This is a genomic window from Actinobacillus minor NM305 (assembly GCF_000175195.1).
Taxonomy (GTDB): Bacteria; Pseudomonadota; Gammaproteobacteria; order Enterobacterales; family Pasteurellaceae; genus Haemophilus_A; species Haemophilus_A minor.
In genome coordinates this window covers 1-14333 of record NZ_ACQL01000069.1, presented here as the reverse complement: position 1 = coordinate 14333, position 14333 = coordinate 1, and the positions used below count along the sequence as shown (strand labels likewise).

The following is a 14333-nucleotide window of genomic DNA, read 5'->3' as shown; positions in this document are numbered from 1 at the left end:
TAAGCGGTATTTGAGATAGTATTATTAAGGAAAAGCAAAAGCTCTAATATTATTCTCTCTATGGAATAATTATTTCGAGTTCGGTTTTGTTGTCTTTGCTTTTGTTTTAGCATCAGCAGGCTGAGTGACACAATAGCTTATCTGCCAATTAATTTTCTCTGACAATGGACAAAACCATGTTTTTTGTTGCTGTAATTGCGCTTTTATCCAATTTGTTGGAACACTGTTCCATTTGGGAACCCAATTTTGAGTTGTTGCATAACCATAAATAGCACCGAACAATGTTGCAATACTAAGTATCTTTAACGTACGTTTAAAAGGTTCTTTGTGTCGCATTTTTTGACGATATTCTTTAGGAATTTTGCGTTGAGCCAGTAATACTGCGATGCTACTTAGTAACCAAACTACAATAGAAACAACACCATAAGCAAGTAGTAACGTTACAATTACACCTATAATAGTGCCAATTGGGGAGTGACTAAAAGTAATTTCAAAACGTTCTTCGGCAATAATGACCCCTGAAATACTCGCAATAATTGCCCATAATCCCCAAATCACAGAAGAATATGTTGGAGAAACTTTATCCATAATTTTATTCAAGTAACTGCTTAATTCTTCTGCCATTGTGGAAGATATGTAGCCATGGCAAGCTTGCTCTAGTTTTTCGCCTAAAATTTGCGCAGTTGCTGTACGATGTTTAGCAATTTCGCGCATAGATTGTTCCAAAGCTGGTTGACCTGAATAACGAACAAAAAATTCAAATGCTTTACGCTTATTGATATTTCCTTTTGGTGATGTAGCCTCTTTAAGAAAAGCTAACTCATCTGAAAACAAATCATCAAAAATTGTAGGTTTCACAAATGGATAGGGTGGATTTGAAAATGCATATATCTTATAGGTTTTGTCTTTTAGACAGAACGCTTGTTCTAATAAAAAGCTTTCACCATCATATTCAAATTGGCATTGATCGTCTGCTATTTCTGTAAAACTCATCTCATCAAAAGCAATTTTGTTTTGACAGAATTGTGTTCCCATGCGGTTTAATAATGTTTCTAATTCATCTTTTGCAAAACGAGCATTTGTGCCAATTCGATATGATGGTACAGCAACGGCGTATATCGCACGTGTTATGGTAAAATACCCACATCCTTCACAAGGAGAACAACGTACCATACCACGACCTGAACAACCTGAACAAGTGACCTTTCCACCGCTACAACTAGGACAAGTTCGTGATTCGGTACGTGTTCCATTTGCATTTCCACGGTTATCATAAGTAGTTACAGTATAAAAGGTTCGTCCAGAACCACCGCAACCTGAGCAGGTCTGGCGTCCGCTTCCACCGCAACTAGAACAGCGGTTTTTTCCCTTTCCACCACAAGAACCACAAGTTTCATGCAATGAAAATGGTGTAAACGAATGGAAACGATATGGTACATCAGATTCTTTTAAACTTTCACAATGAAGTGCGGTTAAATTATCAAGAAAATGTTGACGGAGTGATTTTTCGTGCTCTGCATCGTACAAATATTTTTGCGTTTCATGTTCAAAGTGTGTTAAGTGCGAGAAATGCGAAGCACAAGGTTGTCCGCCAGCGACTCGGCTATCTGAATATTCTCCCTTAAATTTCCAATTTACCGTTAGATGTGCATTGAAAATTTCACTTTTTTGTGTAATAGGTTGTACATCATTTGGTTTTGCTTGATTTCCATCAACGATATTTTTTATTTGTGTAAGTAAATTTTCTGAAAGTTGTTCTGTTGTGATCATATTAATTTCCTTTTTATGTATGATTTTATTTTACGGAAAATGAAAAGAAATAAAAGCCGATAAGATCAAAGGAAATACAGAATTTTTTGACTAAGTTTTATTTTTGCGATCTTGAACGAAAAATTTAAATCCAATAAGCTTAAATTTAACAGAAATTGATGACACTTTGCTTTATGAGCTGCTTGATGAAAGTTTTAGTTTAACGTTTAAGAAGTAAAAGAGCGGTGGGGTTTTTGAGAAATTTTGCGAATTGCAAAAATTCAAAAAAACACCGCTTTTTATTTTTGTGATCTTGATCGAAAAAATCACCGCTTGTTGTTTTCTTAATTGCGGTTTTCTTTTATGTTTACGTCAAAATTAAGTTATTGCAAAAAATGCAACCACTCAAAATAATTGATTAAATTTTAACTACTAAGGATTTCTTACAAGTTCAAATTCAACTACCGAGCTTTTCTCGGCAGTTGGCAAATACAGAGAATGATTAGTTTTATAGGCTCAATGATGCAAAACCAAATTCAACTTTATACATCCGCAGACGGCAAAATTTCCTTACAGGTTTCATTGGATAATGAAACGGTGTGGCTTAGTTTAGATCAAATGGCAACGCTATTTGATCGGGATAAATCCGTAATTTCTCGTCATATTCGCAACCTATTTAATGAAGGTGAATTAGAACGAAATTTAACCGTTGCAAAAAATGCAACAGTTCAAATGGAAGGGGAAAGGGAGGTTCGACGTGAAATAGATTACTACAATCTCGATGTCATTATTTCTGTCGGTTACCGTGTAAAATCAATGCGTGGTGTGCAATTCCGCCAATGGGCAACTCAAACCTTGAAACAATTTTTGGTGCAAGGTTATGCGATTAACCAAAAACGCTTGCAGGAAAAAGGCGTGGAGTTTAGTCAAGCAGTGGCGTTGTTAAGTCAAACGCTGACCAATCAAGCCTTGATTAGTGATGAGGGCAAGGCGGTTATCGGTGTGGTGCAGGACTATGCGAGAACGTGGAGCTTGTTGCAGGCGTATGATGAGCAAAATTTAGCGGCGATTTCGGTGCAACAGCCTAAAATGAAACCGCTGGTGTTTGAAGATGTATTGACTGCCATCTCGCAATTAAAACAAAAGTTAATAGCCAAAGGCGAAGCGACCGAGTTATTTGGGCAGCTGCGAAGTGATGGCTTGGCATCAGCGATTGCGACCATTGAACAAGGCTTTGGCGGAGAATTGTTTTATCCAAACATTGCCAGCCGTGCAGCACATTTATTGTATTTTGTCATCAAAAATCACCCGCTTGCAGACGGCAATAAACGCACGGGATCGTTCCTGTTTTTATGGTATTTGCACCAAAATCAAGCCTTGCTTGCCAAACCAGTTAATGAATTGATTAACGATAACACTTTGGTTGCTCTTGCCTTATTAGTGGCAGAAAGCTTGCCTGAACAAAAAGAGCTGATGATCCGTTTAGTTGAGCATTTTATTTTGTTGAAAGGGTAAAGCGCGGTGGGATTTTCACAAGATTTTGCGAATTGCAAAATTTTCAAAAAATTCCACCGCTCTATATTTTATTAAGCGTTATTTGTATAGCGTTCTATTAACTCTGCCATTGTGCAGGCTTGTGGACTATTAATTTGACGTAAATTTTGGCAAATACTTTGTTTCGTTGCGGCATCTTTATTTTGACTAAGTTTAAACTGTGCTTCAGTTTTTTCTACCTTAATTTCAAAACAGACAATCGCCTGATATAAGGCTTGCAAATAATCCTCTGGCGCATCGCTTAATTGCCAAGGTGTGTTATTCGGCAAGCAGCTTTCCCAAAAATCAGTTTGAGCCGTTAATACTGCGACAACATCGTCCAACTGACGTACTGCTCCACGAATATGCACCGCTTGATAATTCCAAGTCGGCACTTCTTTATGTGTTATTGCTTTATTCGGGTACCAGTTCGGCGAGATATAATGCCCATTCTCTTGAAAAATAGCCAGCCAAGTCTGCGGTTGCGACATTGCAGAAACAATGGGGTTACGTTTAAAACAATGCCCAACCAAAACTAATTCACCATTTTCTTTTGTCTGTAAAATCATAGGGATATGAGCAACTTCTCCATTGGGTGTTATAAGTGTTGCTAAAGAATGTGATCGGATAAATGTGGCAATTTCCGCCAAATTATCTTGTTTAAATGTTGCAGGAATAAACATTTTTAAAACCTTTTATTTTGTGTTTGCTTATTTTTCAGGTAACAGAGAGAGTTATTTTATCGTAATAAGCAGAAAATAAAAGGATCGTTTAAATCGGCAATGTGGAGATGAGTAGGAAAAATGTATTGTAAAGTGTGGTTGGATTTCCACAAGATTTTTCGAACTGCAAAAATGTTGGAAAATCCCATCTCTTACTTTTCTCAAAAATAAATATTTCAACAACACTTGAAATATTACTTTTAATAGGGGTATCATCATTGCGTTTTATTATTGAGGGATTTTTTATGAATACCGAGCAAGCCAGTTTTTTATTTGAAAGCCTTTCTTCGCCTATTCGTTTAGGGATTTTCCAAACCTTATCCGCAATGGGAACTGAAGGAATGACAGCCGGCGATTTGGCGAAACAACTTAATCTTGCCCCGAATAATCTCTCTTTTCATTTAAAAAATTTAAGTCAGGCGGAGCTAGTTTATAGCACTCAAGAAGGAAGATTTATTCGCTATTATGCCAATTTAACGTTAATGCTGCATTTAACCGCATTTTTGACGCAAAATTGTTGTAAAAATAGCCGTGAGCATTGTTCCATTGACTGTTGTTAAAAAATTTTCGCCTGTTATTTCAATAACTCTTGAACTATATAAGGAGAAATTATGTGTTCAGTCACGATTTATCATAATCCAAAGTGCGGTACGTCTCGCAATACATTAGCGCTTATTCGTCATTTGGGCATTGAGCCTACGATTATTCATTATTTAGAACAGCCACCGAGTGAAACGGTTTTGCGTGAATTATTGGCAAAAATGGCATTGGCACCACGTCAGTTACTCAGAACCAATGCGCCTCCTTACCTTGAAAAAGGGTTAGATGATTTAACATTGAGCGATGATGCGTTAATCGCCGCTATGTTAGCTGAGCCAATTTTAATCAATCGCCCGATTGTCGTCACCGAAAAAGGCGTGCGTTTATGTCGCCCTTCGGAAGTCTTTTTGCAAATCTCGCCCCGTCCTTTGCAAACGGATTTTATTAAAGAAGATGGGAATGTGATTGCTGCGGAGACAAAATAATGGGATTTTTTGAACGTTTTTTAACAGTGTGGGTAGCGTTAGCCATTATGGTTGGTGTTGGGCTAGGCGTATGGCAACCTGAATTGTTCGCAGGGATTGCCAAATTAGAAATCGCACACATTAATTTACCTGTTGCGGTGCTGATTTGGCTGATGATTTATCCGATGATGATCCAAATTGACTGGTCGGCGATTAAAGATGTGGGCAAAAAACCGAAAGGTTTGGCTTTAACCCTATTTATTAACTGGCTGGTCAAGCCCTTTACGATGGCGTTGGTCGGCTGGCTCTTTTTCCGTATCTTCTTTGCGGAATGGGTTGATGCGCAATCGGCGACAGAATATATCGCAGGAATGATTTTACTTGGTGTTGCGCCTTGCACGGCAATGGTGTTTGTTTGGTCACAATTAGTGCGTGGCGATGCGAATTACACTTTGGTGCAGGTTTCCATCAACGACATCATTATGATTTTTGCGTTTGCACCGATTGCGGGTTTCTTGTTAGGGATTAGCGATATTCAAATCCCGTGGCAAACCTTGCTTTACAGCACCATTTTATACGTATTGTTGCCACTTCTAGCAGGCTGGATCACCCGAAATATATTGGGGCAATCCGCTGAAAAAATCCAACGATTAAGCCAAAGGTTAAAGCCTTTTTCCATTTTGGGATTATTGCTCACCGTCGTGCTGTTATTCGCTTTCCAAGCACAAACCATTTTGGCGCAGCCGTTAGTAATTTTACTGATCGCCATTCCTCTTTTGGTTCAAACCTACGGTATTTTCTTCTTGGCACATTTTTTAGCGAAATGGTTAAAACTGCCCCATCAAGTTGCCGCCCCAGCTTGTTTAATCGGCACCAGCAACTTTTTTGAATTAGCCGTTGCCGTGGCGATTTCGCTATTTGGTTTACATTCAGGCGCCGCTTTAGCCACCGTTGTCGGTGTATTGGTTGAAGTGCCTGTGATGCTTTCACTTGTTGCGTTGTTAAACCGTTGGAATAGGCAGTGATAAGCAGTGGGATTTTCGCGATTTACAAATTTTCACGAAAATCCCTCTGTTTTTTATGGTTAGATACTACTATTCCACTTTAAACATTCCCATCATACCGAGATTTTCATGTTCCAAAATATGGCAATGGTACATTTTCAACCCGGTATGTCCTTGCTTAAAGCGAATAATCACTTTTTCATAAGGGCGTAAATTAACCACATCTTTTAACGCTCTGCCTTCTGGCTTAAAGGTTTTACCGTTTAACGTATGTTGAATTACTTCAAATTGAGTACCGTGTAAATGGAATGGGTGATCCATATGGCTTTCATTGAAGATTTCCCACTGCTCCACTTCATTCAATTTGGTAACAAAATCAATACGGTTCATATCAAAGGTTTGACCGTTGATTAAGAACATCCCATTCATCATTGGTGGAATAGGGTTGTCCGTTGGTGTTGTGGTAGCGTGATGTGTACCGTGATTCATCATTGGCATATTCGTATGGTTCATCATTTTTTCACTAAAGCGAATTTGGCGAACCTGCTTTGGTTCATCCCAGTTAGGCAAGGATCTTAAACTTTCAGGTAACTGAACAGGTTCTGATTTCACCTGAATTGTGGCTAAAGTGAGATCTTTAGGCTGTTCCTGCACCATCATCTTACGGCGATCATAATAAGCGCTTTGTAAATTGACTGTTCCTTGCGTTTCACCCACCATAATCACTTCAACACGTTCTGCTGGTGTCAGTTGCAGTTCATCAACAGGCGAGCGAGGTTTTTCAAGTAAACCACCTTCGGTACCCACCACAATCCATTTCACCCCTGGAATGTTTAAACGAAAATAACGAGCGCTAGTGGCATTCCAAAGACGGATTCGTGCATTCGTTTTCACTTGAATCTGGGGCTGATATTGACCGTTGATTAACACAAATTCACCCTCACGACCGTTCATCCAATCTAACATCGTGTTTGCTGGAATGGTACCATCGGCATTTAAACGCAGATCGGAAATCACCCAATGTTGTTCAGGAAGGTGTGCAAGCGGATCATTTTTCGCTTTAACAACGAAAGTGCCTGCTAAGCCTTTATAGACTTGTTCGGAAACATGGTCATGTGGATGAGGGTGGTACCAATATGTCCCAGCACTGCCTTGAGGTAGCGTAAAGCGATAGACTTTTTTCCCTTGCGGTTCAATCATATCCATCGGGTTACCATCCGCCTCATTTGGTACATCTAAGCCGTGCCAATGTACTGTTGAGGGTTGTGGTAGGTGATTGATAAATTCAATTTCTACGGTGTCGCCTTCAAATACTTCAATTTGTGGCCCTGGTAGTTGTCCGTTATAAGCCCAAAATTCCGTTTCTTTATTGTCTGCGAGGCGAATTTTAATTGGCTCTGCTTTTAAAGTGGCTTTGAATAGCCCTGCTTGAGTCGATTGATTAGCAAGTTTTGGCAATATCCCATTAAGCGATAAACCTGAAGGCATTGCCTCAGTTGGCATTAGGCCAGTAGGTACTGAATGCATCATCGCCATATTGCCATGTTGTGCGTGGTTCATCATATTCGCAAGGCTATAAAGCGAGCTACTGGCTAAGCTAATTCCAATTCCATAACGTAAAAAATCTCGACGTTTCATTCTTTCACCCCCCCTATTGGTTATAGGATTTAAACACTTCACTTTCACCGTTTTTCTTAATCAAAACAACATCATAAGGATCTTTGCGTCCGCCGTATGCTTCACCGTCCATACCTGGTGAACCAATTGGCATTCCCGGTGCAGACAAGCCTATTGCATCGGGTTTTTCTGCGAGTAAACGTTTGATATCCTCAGCAGGTACATGTCCTTCAATCACATAGCCATCAATCACGGCTGTGTGGCAAGAAGCATGTTCATATTTAATGTTAAAGCGCTTATGAGCATCATAATTGCCTGTTTCGTTGACTTTAACCTCAAAACCGTTTTTCTGCATATAGCTGATCCATTCATTACAACAGCCACAAGTCGGGCTTTTCCACACTTCCATAGAAAGTGTTTGTGCTTGAGCAAAAGCGGTTATGCCTAAACTTAAAAGCAACAATGAGCGGGTGAATTTATGTAATTTCATAAGATGTCCTTATTTTTATTGAGATTGAATGGACATCATGTTAAAGCTTAACCTAGGGTTAAGGTCAAGGGATTTGAAAAAATAATTTGCAAATTTTTCTCAAAATCCTACCGCTTGTTTTTCAATATGTATGAAATCTTTACTATAATACAGTCTCATTACTCAGGAGTAACAATGCACACATTCCATCCCCAATCGCTTGTCTGGACAAGAGAGCCGCAAGCTTTTGAAATATCAGAAAATAAAATTACGATTACCACAGCACCGCATACGGATTTGTGGCAACGTACCTATTATCACTTCCAAAATGACAATGCACCTGTATTGCAAATGCAAACCGATGAACGCTATTTTAGTTTTGTGGTGAAAACGGATTTTTCAGGCAGTCATCAACGCTTTGACCAGTGCGGTATCGTGTTATATCTAGATAGCGAAAATTGGTTGAAAGCTTCGGTCGAGTATGAAAATGAGCAATTCCAACATCTTGGTAGCGTGGTAACCAATCACGGCTATTCTGATTGGGCTACGGTGGAAATTGCTACAGATATTAAATCAATGTGGTTTCGTTTAAGTCGCCGTGAAAGCGATTATTGCTTGGAATGTTCGTATGACGGTGTGCATTTTCAACAAATGCGGATTTGTCATTTACACAAAGGCGGTGAGCGTATTCGCTTTGGTGTGTATGCCTGCTCCCCCGAAAATTCCTCGTTCACGGCAGTCTTTACGGATATGGCATTAACCGAATGCCAATGGCAAGCCCATAATGGACAACAGCCTGATTAAACTACATAAAGTGCGGTGAGATTTTGTGAAGTTTTTGCCATTTGCAAAATTTCCCCCGAAACCCACTGCTTGACAATCTCCACTACAATACTTAAAATCCGTTTAAATTTTTAAACCTATAAACAAAAATGAGCCAAAAAACTGTTGATATTTTGCGTGAGTGCATTCCGACTTTTACTGTGTTAAGCGATGAAAACCGCTTGATGATTTTGCATATTTTGTTTGAAAACGGCAGTTTGAATGTCAATGATTTGACCGAAAGGTTGCATTTATCACGCCCTGCGGTGTCGCACCATCTCAAAATTATGTTGGACGCTGGTTTGGTGCGTGTTGATCAGCAAGGCAAAGAGCGTTATTACACCGTGAGCCTACAACAAGCCGGCGAGCGTTTTCAGCGTTTGATGGCATCGTTTATTGCAGATGGTTGTATTAAACCATTGGACGACTAGCTAATTTTTATGATTACCTAACACGGCTATTGCTAGAGTTGCTGGTATTTAGCCGTAATTTTTTACCCAAATAGGTTTATATTTTTAAACTTATAATCTCAACAAGGAATTTTATGCTATTTCAACCTTTTATCTTTTCTAACGGCAAAATTGCCAAAAACCGTTTTTTCAAATCCGCGATGGAAGAACAGCTTGCCAAACAAAACCAACCGACAATGCCGTTGGTGCAACTTTATGACACTTGGGCAAAGGGTGGCGCTGGCGTATTGGTGACGGGCAATGTGATGGTCGCCGAAAACGGTAAAGGCTCGATCAACGATGTGGTACTCACAGAAGAACGCAGTTTGCCGATTTTGCAACAATGGGCAAAGGCTGGCACGCAAAACGATACGTTGCTGATTATGCAGATTAACCACGCAGGCAAACAGTCGCCAAAAGTGTTGTCGCCTACTCCTGTTGCACCAAGTGCGGTAGCGTTGCAGGGAATGGACGGCTTTATCAATCCGCCAAGAGCCTTAACCGAAGCCGAAATTGACACCTTAATTCAGCAATTTGCCACCACCGCAAAAATCGCCGAAAAAGCCGGATTTTCGGGCGTGCAAATTCATGCGGCACACGGCTATTTAATCAGTCAATTTTTATCGCCACACCACAACCGCCGTGAAGATAAATGGGGCGGCAGCCTTGAAAATCGTATGCGATTTTTAGTGGAAATTTACCACGCCATTCGTGCGGTGGTGCTGCCTGAATTTTTGGTTGGCTTAAAACTCAACTCGGCGGATTTCCAAAAAGGCGGTTTTGATGAAACGGACAGCATTCAAGTAGTGCAAAAAATGGCGGAATTAGGCATTGATTTTATTGAGATTTCAGGCGGCAACTATGAAAGCCCCGAAATGCTAACCGCCAAAGCCAGCACGCAAAAGCGTGAGGCATTTTTCTTGGATTATGCCGAAAAAGCCCGTGCCGTCTGCAATGTACCGCTGATTATCACAGGCGGTTTCCGTAGTGAAAACGCAATGAATGAGGCACTGCAAAGCGGACATTTGGATTTTATCGGCATCGCCCGACCTTTTGCTTTACAGCCCGATTTACCAAACCAAATTCAACAAGGCAACTATCAAACCATCGTGACCAACCGCATAAAAACAGGTTTCGCCCCGGTGGATAACAAACTCGGTGCGGTGCTAGAAATGGATTGGTATATGGCACAAATGGCGTTAATCGGCAATGGCAAACAGCCAAATCCGACACTTTCGCCGTGGAAAGTGTTATTCAAAACCCTTTGGGAGAACGGCAAAGCAGGGTTGAGTACGGGACGGAGTTGAGTTCAATCGGTTTCAGGCAGTCTGAAAATACAAATCAACACTTAATTAACCATTTATTTTTAAGGATAAAATTCTATGAATAAAAATACCATAACAAAATTAGCCGTATTATTGTTGGGTTTTGCATTAAATATGAATAGCCAGGCTGAAACGGTGTCTGTAATGCCTGTACAAACTGCTGTGCCGGTTGAAAAAAATTTATCATCATCTGTTTTATTATGGGTGCGTGCCGATAAACCACGCCAAGATAGTATGCAGCGTTGGCAAGGACCGCACGCTCAAATTATTGCTGCCAATACGGATTTGAAAGAGTATCGTCAAATTCATTTTGCAGAACACAATACAGGTTTGTGGCAAGCCATTGATGGCGTGGAAACCCATATTCCGACCGAGAGAAAAATTGATGGGGTAGCCGATGTTACTTTAAAAGGTCATTTTTCTGTTCAAGGCGAAAAGCAAAGTCAGCTGGCGCAGGCTGACGAAGTGAATTTATTTAAACGCACCATTTTGTATGCGGCAGCTCCTGAAAATTCCAAATGGTATCGTGTGGCAAACCGTGATGATGTTGTGAACGCTCGGAGTATGGTCTTTATTCGCAAACGACCTAATATCAGCGAACGAGAATTTCAACAATTTATCAATCAAGAATTAGCCCCAAGTTTGGCGAATATGGGGCAATTGAAAGAATTGCGTAGCGCAGCATATAATCCGTGGCAACAAAGTCAATGGAATTCGCCCAATGTGGCACATGATAATGCGCCGGAAGTGCAGTTTCACGGGGCGTTGATTTTGGGTTTTGCTGACCGTCAGGCGATGAGTGTATTTTTTCAAAGCGATGAATTAAAACAGCTTTCTAAGAGAATAGCGGTATTTAGTTCAGCCATTCATGCCTATGATGTTGAGAAAACGCTGGTTTTTATTGATAATGGTCGGCAAGTTAATCCGTAATTTTGGCGAGATTTTACGATTTGCCAGTATTTGTAGGGTGCGTATGAACGCACCTTTTTTTGTCCAACATTTTATTTTTGTGATCTTGATCGAAAAAATCACCGCTTGTTGTTTTCTTGGTTGCGGTTTTATTCTATGTTTATTATGTCAAAATTTAACCGTTGCAAAAAATGCGAGTTTTTAACGAAAGGAAACGACTATGCCAAAAATAAAAAAAGAGAAAATAGAAGCGAAAGGTTTTAGCATCGAAGTTTATACAGAAGATTTTAAGAATGATTATATTAGTTTGACTGATATTGCAAGGTATAAAAATAAGATAGAGCCAAATGTTGTTGTAGCAAATTGGATGAGGAACCATAACACAATAGAATATTTGGGGATATGGGAGCAATTAAATAATCCGGAATTTAACCCCATCGAATTCGAGGGGTTTTTAAAAGAAGCAGGGAGCAATGCTTTTACACTCTCTCCACAAAGATGGTCAAATAGCACAAATGCAAAAGGGATATTTGTGAAACTAGGAAGAGGTGGTGGAACATTTGCCCATAAAGATATTGCGTTTAAGTTTGCATCTTGGATATCCGCAGAATTTGAACTCTACATTATTAAAGATTATCAAAGGTTAAAAGAAGCTGAAACATCAAAACTATCCTTAACTTGGAATTTACACAGAGAAATCTCGAAAATTAATTATAAAATTCATACCGATGCGATTAAAACCTATTTGTTGAATGATTTAACGGAAAGTCAATTAGGTTTTAAGTATGCCAGTGAAGCCGATATGCTAAATGTTGCGTTGTTCAATAAAACGGCTAAAGAGTGGCGAGACGAAAACAAAAATGTAAAAGGAAATATGAGAGATTATGCCAGCTTAAATGAACTTTTAGTGCTTGCGAATATGGAAAGTTATAATGCTATTTTGATTGAAAAAGGTTTAGCACAGAAAGAGCGAATGATTGAGCTGAGAAAACTCGCAAGAAATCAAATGTTGTCCTTAGAAAAGTTGGAGCAGAAAAATATAACGTTATTGGAAGATAAAAAATAAAAGAGCGGTCAGATTTTCACAAGATTTTGCAATCCGCAAAAAATTCAGAAAACCCGACCGCTTGTTTAGTTAATCCCCTGTTCCACCAACATTCCCACCGCAATGACAATCATCAAAAAGCCGGAAAGACGGCTGATACCTTTAGCTAAAGTCGGGCGGTGGTGGAGGGCGATGCCTGCGCCGATGCCGACAAAGGGGTAAATCAGCGAGCAGTTGAGAATATGGAGTGCGCCCAATAACACCGTTTGGCTTGCCATTGACCAATCGGATTGCAGGGTTAAGAATTGCGGTACGATGGCTAAAAACATTAGCAGTACTTTTGGATTTAACCCACTCACGGCGATACCTTTGAATAGCCATTTTCGCCCTAAATCTTGTGAGAGATCTGTTTCAGCGACCGTGGCAGGCGTGCGAATAATTTGTATGCCGATCCAAATTAAATAGGCTGCCCCAATCCAATTCAGTAAGTGCAATAACGGCGGATAGGAGGCGATGACGACGCCTAATCCTGCGGCAACCAATAAAATGACCAGCAAATAGCCCAACAACATTCCACACAAGGCAGGCAATACACGTTTTTGCAAACCTGCAGAAATCAAATACGCCCAATCTAAACCCGGTACGCAGGTTAATGAAAGCGATAACGTCCAAAATCCAAATAATGTGCTGTCCATACATCTTCCTTAAATCGTTTGAAATTGCAGAAAATTGTACTGATTTTGGGCTGGAAAGTGTTTGCGAAGATTGCTAAACTTTAGCTTATTTTTAGAAGAAAATTGCGTATGGATAGAATAGATAAGAAAATTATTGCGGAATTGCAGAAAAATGGGCGAATTTCTTTAACAGAGCTTTGTGAGAAAGTTGGGATCAGCCTGTCGCCTTGCCAACGCCGTGTTAAACAGTTGGAACAAGACGGCATCATCCGAGATTATCAAGCAAATATCAATCCGCAAGCAGTCGGGCTGAATTTCTCCGCCATTGTGTTTGTGGTGCTGAAAGATGGCAGCCAAGAGAGCATTATTGCCTTTGAAAATGCGTTAGCAGATATTCCTGAAATTATCCAAGCTCAACGGCTATTCGGCGAGCACGATTACATTTTGCATATTGTTACCACCGAGCTTGGCGCATTTCAAAAGTTGTATGACCAACGGTTGTCTAATTTGCCGTCCATTTATCGCCTGACTTCCACATTGGTTATGAAAGAGGTTTTACAACGTAGAGCTTTGCCGATTTAAGAGAAAGTGCGGTCGGATTTTGATGAGATTTTGCGATTTGCCAGTATTTGTAGGGTGCGTGTGAACGCCCCTTTTTTTGTCCAACATTTTATTTTTGTGATCTTGATCGAAAAAATCACCGCTTGTTGTTTTCTTGGTTGCGGTTTTGTTCTATGTTTACGTCAAAATTCAGCTATTGCAAAAAATGCAACAACTCAAAAGAATTGGTTAAATTTTAACTGCTAAGGATTTCTTACAAGTTCAAATTCAACAGGATCAATAATGCAAAACCAAATTCAACTTTATACGTCCGCAGACGGCAAAATTTCCTTACAGGTTTCATTGGATAATGAGACGGTGTGGCTTACGCAATCTCAAATGGCAAGCTTATTTGGGGTTAAAGCTCAGAACATAACAATGCACTGATGAATCCCCTAATGATTTTTATCA

The 14333-nt window shown here is 39.9% G+C and carries 15 protein-coding genes and 1 pseudogene; 11 read left to right on the top strand and 5 right to left on the bottom strand.

Going from position 1 to position 14333, the window contains the following annotated elements:
• Positions 1-69 precede the first annotated feature (69 nt).
• Complete coding sequence (locus AM305_RS03490) at positions 70-1770, bottom strand: hypothetical protein (RefSeq protein WP_005823205.1); 1701 nt, start codon at positions 1768-1770, stop codon at positions 70-72.
• Between the two features lie 501 nt (positions 1771-2271).
• On the opposite strand from AM305_RS03490, the gene AM305_RS03485 reads away from it, so the two are divergent.
• Complete coding sequence (locus AM305_RS03485) at positions 2272-3264, top strand: virulence RhuM family protein/type II toxin-antitoxin system death-on-curing family toxin (RefSeq protein WP_005823203.1); 993 nt, start codon at positions 2272-2274, stop codon at positions 3262-3264.
• Positions 3265-3335: 71 nt separating this feature from the next.
• Here AM305_RS03485 and AM305_RS03480 read toward each other — a convergent pair whose 3' ends face one another.
• Entirely contained in the window at positions 3336-3965 is a 630-nt protein-coding gene (locus AM305_RS03480) for an FMN-binding negative transcriptional regulator (RefSeq protein ID WP_005823202.1), read from the bottom strand.
• A 284-nt stretch (positions 3966-4249) separates the two neighbouring features.
• On the opposite strand from AM305_RS03480, the gene AM305_RS03475 reads away from it, so the two are divergent.
• Genes AM305_RS03475 through arsB form a run of 3 tightly spaced genes read left to right on the top strand, consistent with a single transcriptional unit; the run spans position 4250 to position 6033 of the window.
• Complete coding sequence (locus tag AM305_RS03475; protein WP_005823201.1) at positions 4250-4564, top strand: ArsR/SmtB family transcription factor; 315 nt, start codon at positions 4250-4252, stop codon at positions 4562-4564.
• 51 nt (positions 4565-4615) lie between these two features.
• Positions 4616-5029, top strand: a complete 414-nt coding sequence (arsC, locus tag AM305_RS03470) for an arsenate reductase (glutaredoxin) (protein WP_005823199.1) — start codon at positions 4616-4618, stop codon at positions 5027-5029.
• Positions 5029-6033 carry an ACR3 family arsenite efflux transporter gene (gene arsB, locus AM305_RS03465; protein ID WP_005823198.1) on the top strand — a complete coding sequence of 335 codons (1005 nt, stop codon included), beginning with the start codon at positions 5029-5031 and terminating at the stop codon, positions 6031-6033. The genes arsC and arsB overlap by 1 nt, the downstream gene beginning before the upstream one ends.
• Before the next feature lie 69 nt (positions 6034-6102).
• Here the strand turns inward: arsB and AM305_RS03460 are convergent, their stop codons facing one another.
• On the bottom strand, positions 6103-7650 hold the full coding sequence (locus AM305_RS03460) for a multicopper oxidase family protein (RefSeq protein WP_005823196.1): 1548 nt from the start codon (positions 7648-7650) through the stop codon (positions 6103-6105).
• Positions 7651-7663: 13 nt separating this feature from the next.
• Positions 7664-8119, bottom strand: a complete 456-nt coding sequence (locus tag AM305_RS03455; RefSeq protein ID WP_005612095.1) for a DUF411 domain-containing protein — start codon at positions 8117-8119, stop codon at positions 7664-7666.
• 174 nt (positions 8120-8293) lie between these two features.
• Here AM305_RS03455 and AM305_RS03450 point away from each other — a divergent pair, with 174 nt between their 5' ends.
• The 5 genes from AM305_RS03450 (at position 8294) to AM305_RS03430 (ending at position 12669) form a co-directional block, all read left to right on the top strand.
• Positions 8294-8902 carry a DUF1349 domain-containing protein gene (locus AM305_RS03450; RefSeq protein ID WP_005823194.1) on the top strand — a complete coding sequence of 203 codons (609 nt, stop codon included), beginning with the start codon at positions 8294-8296 and terminating at the stop codon, positions 8900-8902.
• 128 nt (positions 8903-9030) lie between these two features.
• Complete coding sequence (locus AM305_RS03445) at positions 9031-9351, top strand: ArsR/SmtB family transcription factor (protein WP_005823192.1); 321 nt, start codon at positions 9031-9033, stop codon at positions 9349-9351.
• Between the two features lie 113 nt (positions 9352-9464).
• Complete coding sequence (locus AM305_RS03440; protein ID WP_005823190.1) at positions 9465-10676, top strand: NADH:flavin oxidoreductase/NADH oxidase family protein; 1212 nt, start codon at positions 9465-9467, stop codon at positions 10674-10676.
• A 75-nt stretch (positions 10677-10751) separates the two neighbouring features.
• On the top strand, positions 10752-11624 hold the full coding sequence (locus tag AM305_RS03435; protein ID WP_005823189.1) for a hypothetical protein: 873 nt from the start codon (positions 10752-10754) through the stop codon (positions 11622-11624).
• Positions 11625-11823: 199 nt separating this feature from the next.
• Entirely contained in the window at positions 11824-12669 is an 846-nt protein-coding gene (locus AM305_RS03430; RefSeq protein WP_005823185.1) for a KilA-N domain-containing protein, read from the top strand.
• 65 nt (positions 12670-12734) lie between these two features.
• Here AM305_RS03430 and AM305_RS03425 read toward each other — a convergent pair whose 3' ends face one another.
• Positions 12735-13343, bottom strand: a complete 609-nt coding sequence (locus AM305_RS03425; RefSeq protein WP_005823183.1) for a LysE family translocator — start codon at positions 13341-13343, stop codon at positions 12735-12737.
• Positions 13344-13451: 108 nt separating this feature from the next.
• On the opposite strand from AM305_RS03425, the gene AM305_RS03420 reads away from it, so the two are divergent.
• Together AM305_RS03420 and AM305_RS12415 are read left to right on the top strand one after the other, a co-directional pair.
• Positions 13452-13904, top strand: a complete 453-nt coding sequence (locus AM305_RS03420) for an Lrp/AsnC family transcriptional regulator (RefSeq protein WP_005823181.1) — start codon at positions 13452-13454, stop codon at positions 13902-13904.
• Between the two features lie 261 nt (positions 13905-14165).
• Positions 14166-14306: pseudogene (locus AM305_RS12415) on the top strand (virulence RhuM family protein); the annotation flags it as partial.
• Positions 14307-14333: the final 27 nt, after the last annotated feature.

Coding starts and splice junctions, on each gene's coding strand:
- AM305_RS03490 (WP_005823205.1), bottom strand. CDS start 1,770: ATGATCACAACAGAACAACTTTCAGAAAATTTACTTACACAAATAAAA.
- AM305_RS03485 (WP_005823203.1), top strand. CDS start 2,272: ATGCAAAACCAAATTCAACTTTATACATCCGCAGACGGCAAAATTTCC.
- AM305_RS03480 (WP_005823202.1), bottom strand. CDS start 3,965: ATGTTTATTCCTGCAACATTTAAACAAGATAATTTGGCGGAAATTGCC.
- AM305_RS03475 (WP_005823201.1), top strand. CDS start 4,250: ATGAATACCGAGCAAGCCAGTTTTTTATTTGAAAGCCTTTCTTCGCCT.
- arsC (WP_005823199.1), top strand. CDS start 4,616: ATGTGTTCAGTCACGATTTATCATAATCCAAAGTGCGGTACGTCTCGC.
- arsB (WP_005823198.1), top strand. CDS start 5,029: ATGGGATTTTTTGAACGTTTTTTAACAGTGTGGGTAGCGTTAGCCATT.
- AM305_RS03460 (WP_005823196.1), bottom strand. CDS start 7,650: ATGAAACGTCGAGATTTTTTACGTTATGGAATTGGAATTAGCTTAGCC.
- AM305_RS03455 (WP_005612095.1), bottom strand. CDS start 8,119: ATGAAATTACATAAATTCACCCGCTCATTGTTGCTTTTAAGTTTAGGC.
- AM305_RS03450 (WP_005823194.1), top strand. CDS start 8,294: ATGCACACATTCCATCCCCAATCGCTTGTCTGGACAAGAGAGCCGCAA.
- AM305_RS03445 (WP_005823192.1), top strand. CDS start 9,031: ATGAGCCAAAAAACTGTTGATATTTTGCGTGAGTGCATTCCGACTTTT.
- AM305_RS03440 (WP_005823190.1), top strand. CDS start 9,465: ATGCTATTTCAACCTTTTATCTTTTCTAACGGCAAAATTGCCAAAAAC.
- AM305_RS03435 (WP_005823189.1), top strand. CDS start 10,752: ATGAATAAAAATACCATAACAAAATTAGCCGTATTATTGTTGGGTTTT.
- AM305_RS03430 (WP_005823185.1), top strand. CDS start 11,824: ATGCCAAAAATAAAAAAAGAGAAAATAGAAGCGAAAGGTTTTAGCATC.
- AM305_RS03425 (WP_005823183.1), bottom strand. CDS start 13,343: ATGGACAGCACATTATTTGGATTTTGGACGTTATCGCTTTCATTAACC.
- AM305_RS03420 (WP_005823181.1), top strand. CDS start 13,452: ATGGATAGAATAGATAAGAAAATTATTGCGGAATTGCAGAAAAATGGG.